This is a genomic window from Mesorhizobium kowhaii (genome assembly GCF_003253745.1).
Taxonomy (GTDB): Bacteria; Pseudomonadota; Alphaproteobacteria; order Rhizobiales; family Rhizobiaceae; genus Mesorhizobium; species Mesorhizobium kowhaii.
This window is the reverse complement of sequence record NZ_MZXV01000026.1, coordinates 1-13,903: the sequence shown is the minus strand read 5'-3', so window position 1 is coordinate 13,903 and position 13,903 is coordinate 1. Positions and strand designations below refer to the sequence as shown.

13 protein-coding genes are annotated in these 13,903 nt (G+C 62.7%); 6 read left to right on the top strand and 7 right to left on the bottom strand.

The window, feature by feature from the left end; all coding sequences use genetic code 11:
* Positions 1-4: 4 nt before the first annotated feature.
* Positions 5-1,048, bottom strand: a complete 1,044-nt coding sequence (locus B5V02_RS10765) for an aminotransferase class I/II-fold pyridoxal phosphate-dependent enzyme (protein WP_111544198.1) — start codon at positions 1,046-1,048, stop codon at positions 5-7.
* 386 nt (positions 1,049-1,434) lie between these two features.
* Here B5V02_RS10765 and metG point away from each other — a divergent pair, with 386 nt between their 5' ends.
* From metG to B5V02_RS10740, 4 genes are all read left to right on the top strand, one after another.
* The gene (metG, locus tag B5V02_RS10755) at positions 1,435-2,988 is read left to right on the top strand and encodes a methionine--tRNA ligase (RefSeq protein ID WP_111544197.1); all 1,554 of its coding nucleotides are present in this window, start codon (positions 1,435-1,437) and stop codon (positions 2,986-2,988) included.
* Positions 2,988-3,782, top strand: coding sequence for a TatD family hydrolase (locus B5V02_RS10750; RefSeq protein WP_111544196.1), 795 nt, complete (start codon positions 2,988-2,990; stop codon positions 3,780-3,782). Before metG ends, B5V02_RS10750 begins: the two co-directional genes overlap by 1 nt.
* Before the next feature lie 3 nt (positions 3,783-3,785).
* Positions 3,786-4,601 (top strand): MBL fold metallo-hydrolase, encoded by an 816-nt coding sequence (locus B5V02_RS10745; RefSeq protein WP_111544195.1) that lies wholly within the window; start codon positions 3,786-3,788, stop codon positions 4,599-4,601.
* A 382-nt stretch (positions 4,602-4,983) separates the two neighbouring features.
* Complete coding sequence (locus B5V02_RS10740; protein WP_111544194.1) at positions 4,984-5,895, top strand: agmatinase; 912 nt, start codon at positions 4,984-4,986, stop codon at positions 5,893-5,895.
* 215 nt (positions 5,896-6,110) lie between these two features.
* Here the strand turns inward: B5V02_RS10740 and B5V02_RS10735 are convergent, their stop codons facing one another.
* From B5V02_RS10735 to B5V02_RS10710, 6 genes are all read right to left on the bottom strand, one after another.
* Complete coding sequence (locus B5V02_RS10735) at positions 6,111-7,286, bottom strand: tetratricopeptide repeat protein (RefSeq protein WP_146606044.1); 1,176 nt, start codon at positions 7,284-7,286, stop codon at positions 6,111-6,113.
* A 238-nt stretch (positions 7,287-7,524) separates the two neighbouring features.
* Positions 7,525-8,178 carry a glutathione S-transferase family protein gene (locus B5V02_RS10730; RefSeq protein ID WP_111544192.1) on the bottom strand — a complete coding sequence of 218 codons (654 nt, stop codon included), beginning with the start codon at positions 8,176-8,178 and terminating at the stop codon, positions 7,525-7,527.
* Between the two features lie 55 nt (positions 8,179-8,233).
* Entirely contained in the window at positions 8,234-9,106 is an 873-nt protein-coding gene (locus B5V02_RS10725; protein ID WP_111544191.1) for an aldose 1-epimerase family protein, read from the bottom strand.
* Positions 9,107-9,278: 172 nt separating this feature from the next.
* On the bottom strand, positions 9,279-9,995 hold the full coding sequence (locus tag B5V02_RS10720) for a Bax inhibitor-1/YccA family protein (RefSeq protein ID WP_111544190.1): 717 nt from the start codon (positions 9,993-9,995) through the stop codon (positions 9,279-9,281).
* Between the two features lie 23 nt (positions 9,996-10,018).
* A complete protein-coding gene (locus B5V02_RS10715; RefSeq protein WP_111544189.1) occupies positions 10,019-10,792 on the bottom strand; it encodes an anti-sigma factor family protein in 774 nt (257 codons plus the stop codon).
* Complete coding sequence (locus tag B5V02_RS10710; protein ID WP_425374387.1) at positions 10,789-11,322, bottom strand: sigma-70 family RNA polymerase sigma factor; 534 nt, start codon at positions 11,320-11,322, stop codon at positions 10,789-10,791. Before B5V02_RS10710 ends, B5V02_RS10715 begins: the two co-directional genes overlap by 4 nt.
* Positions 11,323-11,600: 278 nt before the next feature.
* Here B5V02_RS10710 and B5V02_RS10705 point away from each other — a divergent pair, with 278 nt between their 5' ends.
* Together B5V02_RS10705 and mazG are read left to right on the top strand one after the other, a co-directional pair.
* Entirely contained in the window at positions 11,601-12,785 is a 1,185-nt protein-coding gene (locus B5V02_RS10705) for an amino acid aminotransferase (RefSeq protein ID WP_111544237.1), read from the top strand.
* A 154-nt stretch (positions 12,786-12,939) separates the two neighbouring features.
* Entirely contained in the window at positions 12,940-13,764 is an 825-nt protein-coding gene (mazG, locus tag B5V02_RS10700) for a nucleoside triphosphate pyrophosphohydrolase (protein WP_111544187.1), read from the top strand.
* The last annotated feature ends 139 nt before the right edge of the window (positions 13,765-13,903 follow it).

Genomic DNA, 13,903 nt, shown 5'->3' with positions numbered 1-13,903 from the left:
GGCGTCAGGCACACGCGTGGCCGGGCATCGATCGCGCCGGGCGCGCGCGTGAGATAGGAGACAAGTTCCGGATCGACGTCCGCGCCTGCCGACGCCTTGGCAAGAATGAAGACGTCCCCGCCGGCATCAAGGCAAGGCCGAGAGCCTGGCCGGCATGTTCGGCTACGCTCTGTTGAATGCTGGCGTAGCGGCGCGCCATGGCGAAGACGTCGAACTGCTCCATGAGCCGTATCCCCAATTGCAGCGATGTCAGATTCTTGAACCATTGATTGCCAAAAAGGCCGAGATTCTCAGATCGGCAGAACACCCCGCCTATGCGGTCGTAGTAGGCGCCGAACGGCTTGGACAGGCTGATCACCACGGCGGTCACGCAAGGCGCGTCGGCGAAGATCGTCTCTGCCGGCGGTTCGGCGGTTGCCCCGACATATGTCAGATCGAGGACAATTTGGGGCGGGTTCGCGCGCTCGCTCAGCCGGCGCAGAAAGGCATTGGCCTCCGGCCACACCATGCCGTCAATGGCCGAGGGTTGGCTGAGACAGAGCAGGTCCTGGGGATCAATGGTGTCGGCGACATCGCGCCAAGCGTGGCGCTCATGTTCCGTCACCGGAACGCCGCAGGCTTCCGCGTAAGCCTTGTAGCCTTCATACTCGCCACGAAAGATCATAAGCCGAGGTGAAAACCTCTCGACCCGTGCGCGGTTGCCGTAGTCGGCGATTAGGTGAAAAAGCGGCTCGCTTGCACCGGCGGTCGGATAGGTGAATGGAAAGTCAGCCGCGTTCAGAGGTACCATCGGCTTCGACCAGCCGAGCCATGTGTCGAAGAACCGTCTGTGCAGCGCGTTCTGCTTTCCAGTCCAGGCATGGCGAAACTGATCGAGATAGGCGGCGCGGATCGGATCGGGGCCATTTCCCCCGCTATTGCCGAACAACTCGGCCTTCGCTGTTTCGATCTCGGGGGTGACGAGGGCGTAGACGGTTTTGCTCGCGCCGGCCTGACGCAAGCGCAAATCAAGCTTCTGTCGCGGATCATATTGAGAGGTCGTGGCCATGCCGGTCTGCCTTTGCACCGCCACGAAACTACGGGATCGTAGCCTCTCTTTGCAACGGGTCCCACTGGAGGTGGTCGGCGGGTGTCAGCGAAGCGCTGCTGGCTGGAAACATCATCAAGGCCAGAACGCGGTCCGGGACTTGGCATGAGGCGCTGGACGCTATATCTGAGACGGACACCGACAATCTCGACAAGAAGCAGCACGCCTTGACCATGATCGGCCGCCTGAATTCTGCAATGCGAATGTGACGGTTTCTTTGTGCATGCCGTTGCCCCAAAACCGGGGCCACTTTTGGGCGGCATGCATGGCCTCGGGATGGCAATCGCCGCGCCGATGCGATATCCACCGCCACGCCTTTCCATTCAGACATTCATGACGGTTCATTCATGTCACGCGACAAATTCTACATCACCACGGCGATTTCCTATCCGAACGGCAAACCGCATATCGGCCATGCCTACGAACTGATCGCCACCGACGCGCTTGCCCGCTTCCAGCGGCTCGACGGCAAGCAAGTCTTCTTCCTCACCGGAACCGACGAACACGGCATCAAGATGCTGCAGACCGCCAAGCGCGAAGGCATTTCACCGCGCGAACTGGCCGATCGCAATTCGGCCGAGTTCAAGCGCATGGCGGAGGCGCTCAACGCCTCCAATGACGATTTCATCCGCACCACGGAAGAACGGCATTACGCGTCGTCGCAAGCGATCTGGAAGGCGATGGCCGCCAATGGCGACATCTACAAGGGCGGCTATGCCGGCTGGTACTCGGTGCGCGACGAAGCCTATTACGGCGAGGAGGAGACGGAGGTGCGTCCCGACAATGTCCGTTACGGGCCGCAGGGAACGCCGGTCGAATGGGTCGAGGAAGAGAGCTATTTCTTCCGCCTCTCGGCCTATCAGGACAAGCTTATCGCGCTCTATGAAAGCCAGCCCGACTTCATCGGCCCGGCCGAGCGCCGCAACGAGGTGATGAGCTTCGTCAAATCGGGACTGAAGGACCTGTCGATCTCGCGCACCACATTCGACTGGGGCGTGCCGGTGCCTGGCGACGAGAAGCATGTGATGTATGTGTGGGTCGACGCCTTGACCAATTACATCACTGGTGTCGGCTATCCCGATGAAAATGCTGATGATTGGGGTTTCTGGCCTGCGGACGCGCACATTATCGGCAAGGACATTGTCCGCTTTCACGCGGTGTATTGGCCGGCCTTCCTGATGTCTGCCGGCATCCCGCTGCCGAAACGTGTCTTCGGCCACGGCTTCCTGTTCAACCGCGGCGAGAAGATGTCGAAATCGGTCGGCAACGTCATCGACCCGTTCACGATGATCGAGCATTACGGTCTCGACCAGGTGCGCTACTTCTTCCTGCGCGAGGTGCCGTTCGGCCAGGACGGCAGCTACAGCCATGAAGCAATCGTCAACCGCACCAACGCCGATCTTGCCAATGGCCTCGGCAATCTGGCGCAGCGATCGCTGTCGATGATCGCCAAGAACTGTGGCGGTGTGGTGCCGCAACGCGGCACCCTGGCGGATGAGGACAAGGCGATCCTCGATCAGGCAGGTGCCGTGCTCGCCGTGGCGCGCAAGACCATGGCGGAGCAAGGCATCCATCTGGCGCTGGCGGCGATCTTCGGCGTGGTGGCGGAAGCCGACCGCTACTTCGCGGGCCAGGCGCCATGGGCGCTGAAGAAGAGCGATCCGGCGCGCATGGAAACCGTGCTGTGGACGACCGCCGAAATCGTCCGGCGCGTGGCGCTGTTGTGCCAACCCTTCATTCCGGGATCGGCCAGCAAACTGCTCGACCTGCTGGCGGTGCCAGCGGACAGCCGCGATTTCGTGCATGTCGCTGACGAATACGCGCTTGTGCCCGGAGTTGCCTTGCCGGTGCCGGAAGGGGTGTTTCCGCGTTACATCGATCAGCCGGATGCGAACGCCTGATGCTCGTCGACAGCCATTGCCACCTGGATTTTCCAGACTTCGCCGAGGAGCGGGCGGCCATTGTCGCTCGCGCCAAAGCGGCCGGTATCGGCCGCATGGTAACGATCTCAACGCGCGTAAAGCGGTTTCAGCAAATCCTTGAAATCGCTGATACTTTCGACGAAGTGTACTGTTCGGTCGGCACCCATCCTCATAACGCCGCCGAGGAACTCGACGTCACCGCCACCGACCTTGTGCGTCTGTCGGTTCATCCGAAGGTGGTGGCGATCGGCGAGGCAGGGCTGGATTACTTCTACGACAAGGCGCCGCGCGACGCGCAGGCGCAAGGGTTTCGCGCCCACATCGCGGCCGCACGAGAAACGGGGCTGCCGCTGGTCATCCATTCGCGCGATGCCGACGACGACATGGCAGCCATCCTCGAGGACGAAACAGGGAAGGGTGCCTTCCCCTTCATCCTGCACTGTTTTTCGTCCGGGCGCCGGCTGGCCGAAATCGGCGTCGCGCTCGGTGGCTACGTGTCGTTCTCGGGTATCCTGACCTTCAAGAACTCGGCGGAATTGCGCGCCATCGCCGCCGATGTGCCGCATGACCGCTTGCTGGTTGAAACCGACGCGCCCTATCTGGCGCCCGTACCGTTTCGCGGCAAGCGCAACGAGCCGGCCTATGTCGCGCATACGGCAAAGGTGCTGGCCGAAACAATCGGCGTCAGCGAGGCTGAAATCGCTGATCTGACGACGAACAATTTCTTCCGTCTGTTCGGCAAGATGCCGCGACCCGCCGAGCAAAGCGCCTGAACGATGACTGACCGGCTGCGCCTTACCATTCTCGGCTGCGGCTCGTCGCCAGGTACGCCGCGCATCACTGGCGACTGGGGCAATTGCGACCCGGATAACCCCAAGAACCGGCGCACGCGCGCCGCCGCCCTTGTCGAGCGGATTGCCGCGAATGGCAGCCGCACCAGCGTCGTCATCGACACCGGACCGGATTTTCGCCAGCAAATGCTGATGGCTTGTGTCAGGCGCATCGATGCGGTTGTCTATACGCACCCGCATGCCGACCATATCCACGGTATCGACGATCTGCGCGGTTTCGTGCTCGAGCAGCGCCAACTGATCGATATTCATGCCGACAAGGCGACGATGCTGCGGCTGCGCCAGGCGTTCGGCTATTGTTTCGAGACGCCGGCGGGCAGTTCCTATCCGCCGATCGTTGACGCTCATATCATCGATCACGCAAAGCCGGTTGTCATTAAAGGAGAGGGGGGTGCCCTCACCCTCGAACCGTTGCCGCAGGTCCATGGCGACATCATATCGCTTGGTTTCCGCATCGGCGCGCTCGCCTATTGCCCTGATGTCAGCGACTTTCCAGAGGCCACCGCCGAGCGGCTGCGCGACCTCGACGTGCTGATCATCGATGCGTTGCAGTACAGGACGCATCCCAGTCATTTGTCATTAGGCGAAGCGCTGGAATGGATCGAGCGGCTGGCGCCACGGCACTCCGTGCTGACGCATATGCATGTACCGCTGGACTACGCCACGGTGATGGCCGAGACACCAGCCAACGTCGAGCCAGCCTATGACGGCATGGTCATAGAAATTCCATGTGATTCATAGTGATGAAGTCAATCCTTCATGCCGGCCACGCTGGAATTTCGACAATGAATGACGCGCGGCCAAACCGTCTGGTCAACGCGGATTTCACCGGCCGTGCAAGCTGGATCGACACGACGCTAGCGGTTGTCACGACAACCAGCGGCCTCAGATCTCTTCGATTGAGCAGCCCGGCGTTGCGGGCATCACCTATAGCCACAGCCAGACGGGCGCCAAACGGCTGATAATACGAGAAAATCTCCGTCCGCTGCCATACACTTCAGTTCCATAATCTATCTTATGCGACTTTTATTTGTAGGAGCTGAGTTAGAATGGTTGGCGCGTTTCGCTCCACAGAGTTTCGCCAACCTGCTACATCCGAAACCGCCGAAAGGCTCTCTGACCAATGACCGCCTCGCCGCCCTTTCTCGGCTTTCCCGATCGCCTCGCCGATGGCCGCATGCCTCGTGCGGTGATCTTCGGAGCCGGTCACGGCAGCACCTATCCCGGCAAGGACAGCAGCGGCTATGCCTTGGCCGCCGACGCCATCCGTGCTGCGAGCCAGGACGATGCCGCGCTCGTCGAGCACTGGGATTTCGATCTCGGCGGCCCGCTGTTCGACGGCAAGCCGGTCTGCTGCATCGACGCCGGCGATATCCCGACCACCATGCATGACAACGCCGGTAACCGGTCCCGGATCGAGGCGAAGACGCGCGAGGTCCTCGCATTGCCGGCCGTACCGATCCTGCTCGGCGGCGACGATTCCCTACCCATTCCCTTCCTCGCCGGCTTTGCGGATCACGGGCCGGTCTGGATCCTGCAGATCGACGCCCATATCGACTGGCGCGACGAGGTGCAAGGCGAACGCCACGGCTATTCGAGCCCGATGCGCCGGGCGAGCGAGATGCCGCATGTCGCCGGCATCGTGCAGGTCGGCATCCGTAGTGTTGGCAGCGCAGGCATCGCCGACATCGAAGCCGCTCGGCACTATGGCAGCCGCTTCGTGACCGCCCGCGAGGTTCACGCCCAGGGCGTCGAAGCCGCTCTCCGGCATATTCCGGAAGGTGCGCGGGTCGTCGTCACGCTCGATTGCGACGGCCTCGATCCTGGCATCATGCCGGGCGTGGCGGCGCGTACGCCCGGCGGCCTCACCTACACGCAGGTGATCGACCTGATCGCGGTCCTCGGCAGGCGGGCCAGGATCGCAGGATTCGACCTCGTCGAACTCTATCCTCCCGCCGACATTGACGGCCTGTCGGCCCTGACCGCCGCGCGCCTTCTCGTCAATGTGATCGGCACGATCGTCCGGCAGGTTTGAACCCCGGCTTCCTCTCTCGTAGCACGATGGCCCGACGTTCCATCCATCGTGCAAACGGCGCGGGCCAGACGCAAATCCGGGCCTGGATATGGCAAGCCAGGTCTGCCCCGAAGGAATTCAAAGTGACCCCAGCCCGCGCGGACGGTAGGACTGCCCGGCTGCGCCGATGGTCAGCGCAGAGAAAGGCGATTGTGTTGTGCATGATGGCTATAGGTTCAAGGCGTCATCTTCGAAGCAACTTCCCAAAGCGCCCAGGCTTTGCGGCGCGGGTCCTCCACCGCCTGCGTAAATTGCAGCGCTTCGGACGGTTTGCCCATTTCCGCAAGCGCGGCGGCGGCGAAGGTGATCAGCGTTTCCTTGTCGTAGTCGTTCGTCGCAGAATCGATGAGGGTTTGCGCAACCGGCAGGTAGCCGGACAAGGTCAGCGCTCGAACCAGGCCATTGGCCATACGGTCGCGGTTGAAGTTGGCAGGGTCGTCGCGCATCGCCTTCTCGATTAGTGCGAAGACTTCCGGCTGGCGGGCGTGTTCCGCAACGTTGACGAAGGCATAGACCCGGTCGGACGCAGGAAGTGTCTGTGCAAGATCGATTGCCTTTTGCCACTGCCCCGTCGCGGCCAGTGCATAGATCACTTCCAGCACGATGTAGGGGTAGTCGTCGGGCGGCACCTGCGCCAATGAGACAAGGACCGCGTCGGCAGCCGCCTTGTCCTTCGTTTTCGTCGCAATGTAGGCCTTGCGGCGAACGGCGCTGGGATCGGATGAGGTCAGGTAAGGCAGCATTGGTTTGGCGCGCTCGGTCTCACCGCCAAAATAGAGCGTTTCCGCAGCCAGTCCGGCCAACTCCTCCCGCTCGGTCTCCGGCACGTCGCCCAGATGCTTCACCGCTTCCGCCGCACGGCCGGCGCGCAAATGGCCGAGCACCTGCCAATAGCTAAGCTGGAACGGATCCGGCGGCGGTTGGATGGCTTTCAGCAAGGCGGCGAGTTTGTCCTCGCGGCCCAGTTCAACAAGGACCGGGCCGATGACGAAGGCATATTTCGTCTCCGACGTTTCGAGGCGTGAAAGGATCGCTTGCAGATCGGCCAGACGGTCGGCGCGGGCAAAAGCGGCGATCAGGTCGGCTGACGCGATCGAGTCCGTCTTCTTCAACTGGGCGGCGAATTCGAGCGCCAGATCGAGTCGCCCGGCGCGAGAAGCTGCCTCGACCATGCTACCGTAGGGCAAGTTCTCAGTCGTTAGCGGTGCCGCAGTGCGGATCGCGTCCGCAGCCATGTCGAGCGCGCAGGATTGTGTCGGCTTGGCCTGGCACATGAGCGCGGTCAGGCTTTCCTGGGCTATGCCGGCGTTGGGCGCGGCAAGCAGCAGAGCGGCAAGAACCAAACGACGCATCGAATGCCTCCGGAAAGTGCACTTTCACCGCATTGGGCTTTGGCCCGACTGGATTGCGCGCGACGATACACCTAAGCAGAGATTCGTTGGTTGGCCAACGGATCGCGGTTTCGTTCTGAATTCAAGGCGGCGACGGCGCTGAAATGACTTGGTCGCTGTAGAAGACGGCATTGATCATATGGAATTGTGGCGCGACGCCAACGGTGAGTAAACTGCCAACACGACCCGCCCCTGCCCGCTAATTTGTCGTCGTTCGCGGGACCGGCGGCAGTTCAGGCGCATGCAGTCCCTTGAAGGGATCGCGCCAGGCATCGATCTCTTCAAGCCGACGATACCAGCGGCCGACAGAGGGATAACCGTCGAGCGGCAGCCTGGCGACGTCGTTGAACGGCAGAAAGGTCGCCAATCGGAAGTCGGCATAGGAAACCGAATTCCCGACCAACCATTCCCGGTCACAAAGCACAGCCTCGAGTATTGCAGCGGCTGTGCTGAAGAGCCCTAGCCCCTCCTCCACGCGCTCCTGATCAATCGGGCCGATACCGTACCGCTGTTTGGTTCCACGTTCGAAATGCACCATGTCGCAAGCGAAGGCGAAGTGCTCCTTGCCCCAACTGAGCCACCGGATCATCTCGGGTTCGTCATCGCCGGTACGCCAGAAATCCGAATGTGCGTCGCGTGAGAGCCGGCAGGCTATGGCGTCTGCCTCCCAGAGGCTTTTTCCGCCGTCTTCTACAAGTATGGGCAATGAGAGATTGGGATTTAACGGGCGATATTTCTCTGCTTGCCCAGGAGCGAATGGCGAGGCGAACTCAAATTCGATATTCGCGTCGAGATGGCGTGCCACCGCGACCGCGAGCCGAGGATTGGGGTTGCGGCTGAAGTAAAGCTTCATGGGACACCGCCGGTGTGGCTGGCCAGCGCTATGGCTGATCTGTCGAGCACGGGCGTCACAGCAGCCGTATCTGATAGCTCAGCACGCGCTTCGAGGCGGGCGGGATCAGCATCAGGCCCGGCTTGTGGACAAAATCGCCGTCGAAGTCCACCGGACTTGCGATGCCGTGCCAGGGCTCGATGCAGAGGAACGGCGCGCCGCCCAGCTTCGACCAGACGCCCAATTCCTGAAATCCCTGCCACGCCATCTCGATCGCAGGACCACGCTCGGCCGCATAACGCACGCTGCTGCTGGCGGACTGGTCGAGAATGACCGCGTCCTCGTCGAATAGCCGCTCGGAGAGCGCGAGGATGTTGCCTTCGACGGGCGTCGGCTGCGGCGTTTTCAGCAGCAGGCCGTCCTTCAAGCGGCGGATCGGAGCAGGTTCGGCATCAGCAAAGGTCAGTTTGTAATCCGTCTTGGCCAGATCCGGCAGCAATGGCCAATTGAATGCCGGATGCGCCCCAATGGACGCCGGCAGCGGCTCTTCGCCGGTGTTGGTGATGTCGAAGGTCACGCCAAGCTGCTGGCGGTCCAGGGTGTAGGTCACGGCGAGGCGGAAGGCGAACGGATAGTGCGTGCGGGTATCGGCGTCGTCGGCGAGAACGAGCGTGCAGGATCGAGGCCCGCTCTGCGCCCAGGCAAACGGTTTGTCGCGCGCGAACCCGTGTTGCGTCATCGGATAGGTCTGGCCGCGATGGTGCAGTTGGTCTCCGTTCAGCCGGCCGACGATCGGAAACAGCACCGGCGAATGGCGCCGCCAGGCCGGCCCGGCTTGCCACAGGAACTCAAATCCCTTGTTGTCTTGCAGCGAAACCAGTTCGGCGCCCTGCGCGACGATGGTCGCCGAAATGCCGTCGCCCTGAAGCGTTTGGCTGTCTTGTGCCATATGTCCTCGCGCGGCCGGTGTGCAGGCTGATGCCGCGGGCAACTTAGCAAAAGCCCTTGCGGACTCAAGGTGTGGTCGGCCTTGCCAGGTCGATTGTTGGCCGGAGGATCTCCCCTCCGGCCATGCCGCCATGTCCAGGTCTGGGCGGCAACCCTTGCCAGCCCCTGCCCGGCTACTCGCGCTCGCCGGTGAAGTTCAGCAGCAGCTGGAAGATGTTGATGAAGTTCAGATAGAGCGAGAAGGCGCCGAAGACGGCCAGCTTCTGGCGCGATTCCGCGTCGAAATTCTCAGCATACTGCTCCTTGATCGTCTGCGTGTCCCAGGCGGTCAGGCCGATGAAGACGGCGATGCCGATCACCGAGATGGCAAACTGCAGCGCGGTCGAGCCGAGGAAGATGTTGACGATGCTGGCGATCACCACACCGATCAGGCCCATGATCATGAACGACGAGAACTGGGTCAGGTCGCGCCTGGTCGTGTAGCCGTAGAGACTGGTGGCGCCGAACATGGTGGCGGCGATGAAGAAGGTGCGGGCGATGCTGGTTCCGGTGAAGACCAGGAACACCGAGGCCAGCGACAGGCCCATGACCGCGCAGAAGGCCCAGAACATCGCCTGGGCGCTGGCCGCCGACATGGTCTGCATCTTGAACGAGAACAGCATGACGAAGGCGAGCGGTGCCAGCATCACCACCCATTTCAGCGGGCTGGAGAAAATCGGCACGTAGAGCGCCGGCGTCGACGAGATCATGAAGGCGACCAGACCGGTGACCACGAGGCCAACGCCCATATAGTTGTAGACGCGCAGCATGTGCTGGCGCAGGCCCTCATCGTAGACGGCGCCGGTTTGGGCGCCGGCGCCGGCGCGGTATCCCAGATTGGGAGTGTTCATTTGGCTTCTCCTTTGTGGATCGGTCAGTAAAGCGTGTTGGCGAGCGTCTCTGCGGCGCGGTCGAGGTCGTGGACCTCGCTTCGTCCGACCACCGCATAGGCGACCTCGCCGATCTGGAAATAGGCCGAGGAGATGTCACCCGATGGCGCGACGGTCGGCTTGACGACGTCGAAATTTCCCGGCCGGATCGCAAACAGCGACACCAGCCCCATGTCCTTGGTCTCGACCGCCATCTCGACGCTCGGGCCGAAGCGTGACGGATAGATCTGCACGTCGCGGACCTTCCAGTCCTTGGGCAGCGACGGCATGACGATGGCGGTCGCGGCGCGGATTTCGCCGGCATTGTAGTTGGGCGCTTCCGGCTGCGACGGCATGGTCTCGCGCACCAGCGTCGTTCTGTGTGCCCGCACCGCCTCGTCGACATAGGCGGGCGGCTGCGGCGAGGCGACGACCTTGGTCACCGACATCGGCCCGATGATGCCGTTCGCCAGCCAGCCGGCGGCGACGAAGGCGGCCACTGCCGCCGCGCGCTGCAACACGCCGAAGATGCGGCCACGGGCAAGCCCCCTCTCCAGACGTCGCGCGGCGTCGGCGGTCGCCGGCCGGGCCATGCCCTTGGAGCCAGCAAGCGCCACGCGCAGCTCGTCGCGGGTCCGCAGATCCGCCATCACGCGTGCCGCTGCCTCCGGCCGGGTGGACAGAAACGCCTCGACCTCGATGCGACGGGTGACATCGAGCTGGTCATCGACATAGGCGTCGAGGTCGGTATCTGCCACGGGATCGACAGTTCCAGTCATGACGGTCCTCCAACGATCCTGAGGTGGGTTTTCGCCTTCGAGGGCGCCGCGTCCTCCATCTCGCGCAGTGCGGCGCGCGCCCTGCCGATACGCGACATCAGCGTTCCCAGTGGTACGCTGCTGGCATCGGCCGCCTGTTGATAGGAAAGCCCTTCGATGGCAACGAGATGCAGCGCCGAGCGCTGTTCTTCCGGCAGGCTGAAAAAGGCTTCGCGTACCTGCGTCAGGCGCACGGAGTGTTCCTGCGGTGCCGGCGTGCTGTCATCGGCAAGATATCCGGCCTGTTCGACGCGCGCCGCTTCAGACCTGCGGGACCGCATTTTGTCGATGAAGGTGTTGTGCACGATCGACAGCAGCCAGGCGCGCAGGTTGCCGCCGGAGCGGAAGGTGCCGCGCCGCTCATAGGCGCGCACCAGCGCGTCATGCACGAGATCCTCGGCGTCAGTGCCGTCACGGGTCAGCGAGCGCGCATAGCGGCGCAGCGACCCGAGCTGTCCTATGATGTCAAAGCGCGGCATCGACCGTTTCATGTCCTGTTTACGGAGCATGTGGGGATTTTAATCCCTGCCCTGCCATTTTTTTCGCTGGGTTCGCCGGAGGACATCGTTCGTAGCTGCCCTCGCCTCGCAGGCCAAACCGGGCAATCCCGCGATGCCGCTGCCACTTTCCGACAGGCGGCGAGCGGAGCGCCGAGAACATGCAGGATCGAGGTGCGGATGACGCTGTGTGGGCTGAAGCGGCAGGAAAAGCGCTGGCGAAATGCGTTCGATTTGCGTATCACTCCGCCGCGTCAATGGAACCATTGCCGATGTTTGAAGATCTGCAGCCCGCCCCCGCCGACAAGATCCTTGCCCTGATCGGCCTCTATCGCGCCGATCCGCGTCCCGACAAGGTCGATCTCGGTGTCGGCGTCTACAAGGATCGCAATGGCAAGACGCCGGTCATGCGCGCCGTGCGCGAGGCCGAAAAGCGCCTGCTGCAGGGCCAGGACACCAAGACCTATCTCGGCCTGGCCGGCGATGTCGGCTTCAACGCCGTGATGGCCAAGCTTGCCTTCGGTCCAGGCGCCGACATGACGCGCATCCGCGCGGCACAGGTGCCCGGCGGCTCCGGCGCGCTGCGGCTGGTGGCGGAATTGCTGAAGCGGACACGTTCGGACGCGACGATCTGGCTTTCGGACCCGACCTGGCCGAACCACATGCCGGTGATGCGCGCCGCTGGGCTGAGTATCCGCGAATACCCCTATTTCGATGCGGCTTCCGGCGCTGTTCGCTTCGACGACATGCTGGCAGCGCTGCGGACGGCAAAGAGCGGTGACGTGGTGCTGCTGCATGGCTGCTGCCACAACCCGACCGGCGCCAATCTAGATAGCGGCCAATGGGCCGCCGTTGCCGATCTGGTCATCGAGCGCGGCCTGCTGCCGTTTGTCGACATCGCCTATCAGGGCTTTGGCGATGGCCTCGAGGCCGATGCTGTCGGCTTGCGCCTGCTGGCCGCGAAGGTTCCAGAAATGGTCGTTGCGTCGAGCTGCTCGAAGAACTTCGCCGTCTACCGCGACCGCGTCGGCGCGGCGATGATCCTGGCCAAGGACGGTGCCCAGGCCGATGTGGCGATGGGTCAGATGCTGTCGGCAGCGCGCGCCATGTATTCGATGCCGCCGGATCATGGTGCTGCCGCGGTGCGGATCGTGCTCGAAGACGCCGCCTTGCGCGCCGACTGGGAGGCCGAACTCGAGGAGATGCGACTGCGCATGCTCAGGCTTCGGGTGCAGTTCGCCGAGGCACTGCGCCGGCAGTCCAATTCCGATCGCTTCGATTTCGTCGCCAGCCACCGCGGCATGTTCTCCCGCCTTGGTCTCACGGAAGCGCAGGTCGAGCGGCTGCGTGCCGAGCACGGCATCTACATGGTCGGCGACAGCCGCATCAACGTCGCCGGTCTGCCCGAGGACGGGATGGACGAACTCGCCAAGGCGATCGTTTCCGTTCTGGATTGATAGGCTGGGTACCCAGCACCTGTGGACAAGGCCCCCTCGCCGGCTGACAGCGTTGGCCGCGCGAGCGGCCGCGCGATAGCATCCGACAAAGCTCTCTGTTTTGACGCAATTCCGGACGGAAAACCGTTTCACACTTTTCCTGGAATAGCTTTAGATGACGCCATCGAAAGACATTTCGCGCCTGATCGAGATCATGGCGGCGCTGCGAGCGCCGAAGACCGGTTGTCCATGGGACATCGAACAGGATTTCTCGACCATCGCGCCCTATACGATCGAGGAAGCCTATGAGGTGGCGGATGCCATCGCGCGCGGCGACCTCGACGATCTGCGCGACGAACTCGGCGACCTGCTGCTGCAGGTCGTCTACCACGCGCAAATGGCCGAGGAGGCCGGTGAATTCGCCTTCGGCGATGTGGTCCAGGCCATCACGACGAAGATGATCCGCCGCCACCCGCATGTCTTCGGCGACGAGAAGGCCCGCAGCGCCGGCATGGCCAAGGGCATGTGGGAAAAGATCAAGGCCAAGGAAAAGGCGGAGAAACGAAGCGCCCGCCTCGCCCGCGGTCTCGACCCCGAGGACAATGGCAAGGGGTTTCTGGACAGTGTTCCGGTCGCCCTGCCCGCGCTGACGCGAGCGCTAAAACTTCAGGGGAAGGCGGCCCGCGTCGGCTTCGACTGGAGCGAGGCAGCGCCCATCCTCGACAAGATCGAGGAAGAGATTGGCGAGTTGCGCGAGGCGCTGGCCAAGGGCGACACCGCATCGATCAAGGACGAATTCGGCGACATGCTGTTTGCCGTCGTCAATCTCGGCAGGCATCTCAAGCTTGATTCGGAAGCCGCGCTGAGCGGCACCAATGAGAAGTTCCGCTCGCGCTTCCACTATGTCGAGCAGGCTCTGGAAAAGTCGGGCAAGACGCTGGAAAAGGCGAGCCTGGCCGAGATGGAAGCGCTCTGGCAGGAAGCAAAAGGCGCGAAGTAACCTGCTTCTAGATGTTTGATCCCAGGCTCACATGACGATGCTGAGGTCAAGAGGTGTGTTAGGGCGGCATCGTGGTTGCTCCCAATTTGGCGGCGGAATCCAGAGCTGGGCCCGATTGCGTGACACGGCTCGGTCAATC

Bases quoted from the DNA above. Each gene is read 5' to 3' on its own strand.
- B5V02_RS10765 (WP_111544198.1), bottom strand. From the start codon at position 1,048: ATGGCCACGACCTCTCAATATGATCCGCGACAGAAGCTTGATTTGCGC.
- metG (WP_111544197.1), top strand. From the start codon at position 1,435: ATGTCACGCGACAAATTCTACATCACCACGGCGATTTCCTATCCGAAC.
- B5V02_RS10750 (WP_111544196.1), top strand. From the start codon at position 2,988: ATGCTCGTCGACAGCCATTGCCACCTGGATTTTCCAGACTTCGCCGAG.
- B5V02_RS10745 (WP_111544195.1), top strand. From the start codon at position 3,786: ATGACTGACCGGCTGCGCCTTACCATTCTCGGCTGCGGCTCGTCGCCA.
- B5V02_RS10740 (WP_111544194.1), top strand. From the start codon at position 4,984: ATGACCGCCTCGCCGCCCTTTCTCGGCTTTCCCGATCGCCTCGCCGAT.
- B5V02_RS10735 (WP_146606044.1), bottom strand. From the start codon at position 7,286: ATGCGTCGTTTGGTTCTTGCCGCTCTGCTGCTTGCCGCGCCCAACGCC.
- B5V02_RS10730 (WP_111544192.1), bottom strand. From the start codon at position 8,178: ATGAAGCTTTACTTCAGCCGCAACCCCAATCCTCGGCTCGCGGTCGCG.
- B5V02_RS10725 (WP_111544191.1), bottom strand. From the start codon at position 9,106: ATGGCACAAGACAGCCAAACGCTTCAGGGCGACGGCATTTCGGCGACC.
- B5V02_RS10720 (WP_111544190.1), bottom strand. From the start codon at position 9,995: ATGAACACTCCCAATCTGGGATACCGCGCCGGCGCCGGCGCCCAAACC.
- B5V02_RS10715 (WP_111544189.1), bottom strand. From the start codon at position 10,792: ATGACTGGAACTGTCGATCCCGTGGCAGATACCGACCTCGACGCCTAT.
- B5V02_RS10710 (WP_425374387.1), bottom strand. From the start codon at position 11,322: ATGAAACGGTCGATGCCGCGCTTTGACATCATAGGACAGCTCGGGTCG.
- B5V02_RS10705 (WP_111544237.1), top strand. From the start codon at position 11,601: ATGTTTGAAGATCTGCAGCCCGCCCCCGCCGACAAGATCCTTGCCCTG.
- mazG (WP_111544187.1), top strand. From the start codon at position 12,940: ATGACGCCATCGAAAGACATTTCGCGCCTGATCGAGATCATGGCGGCG.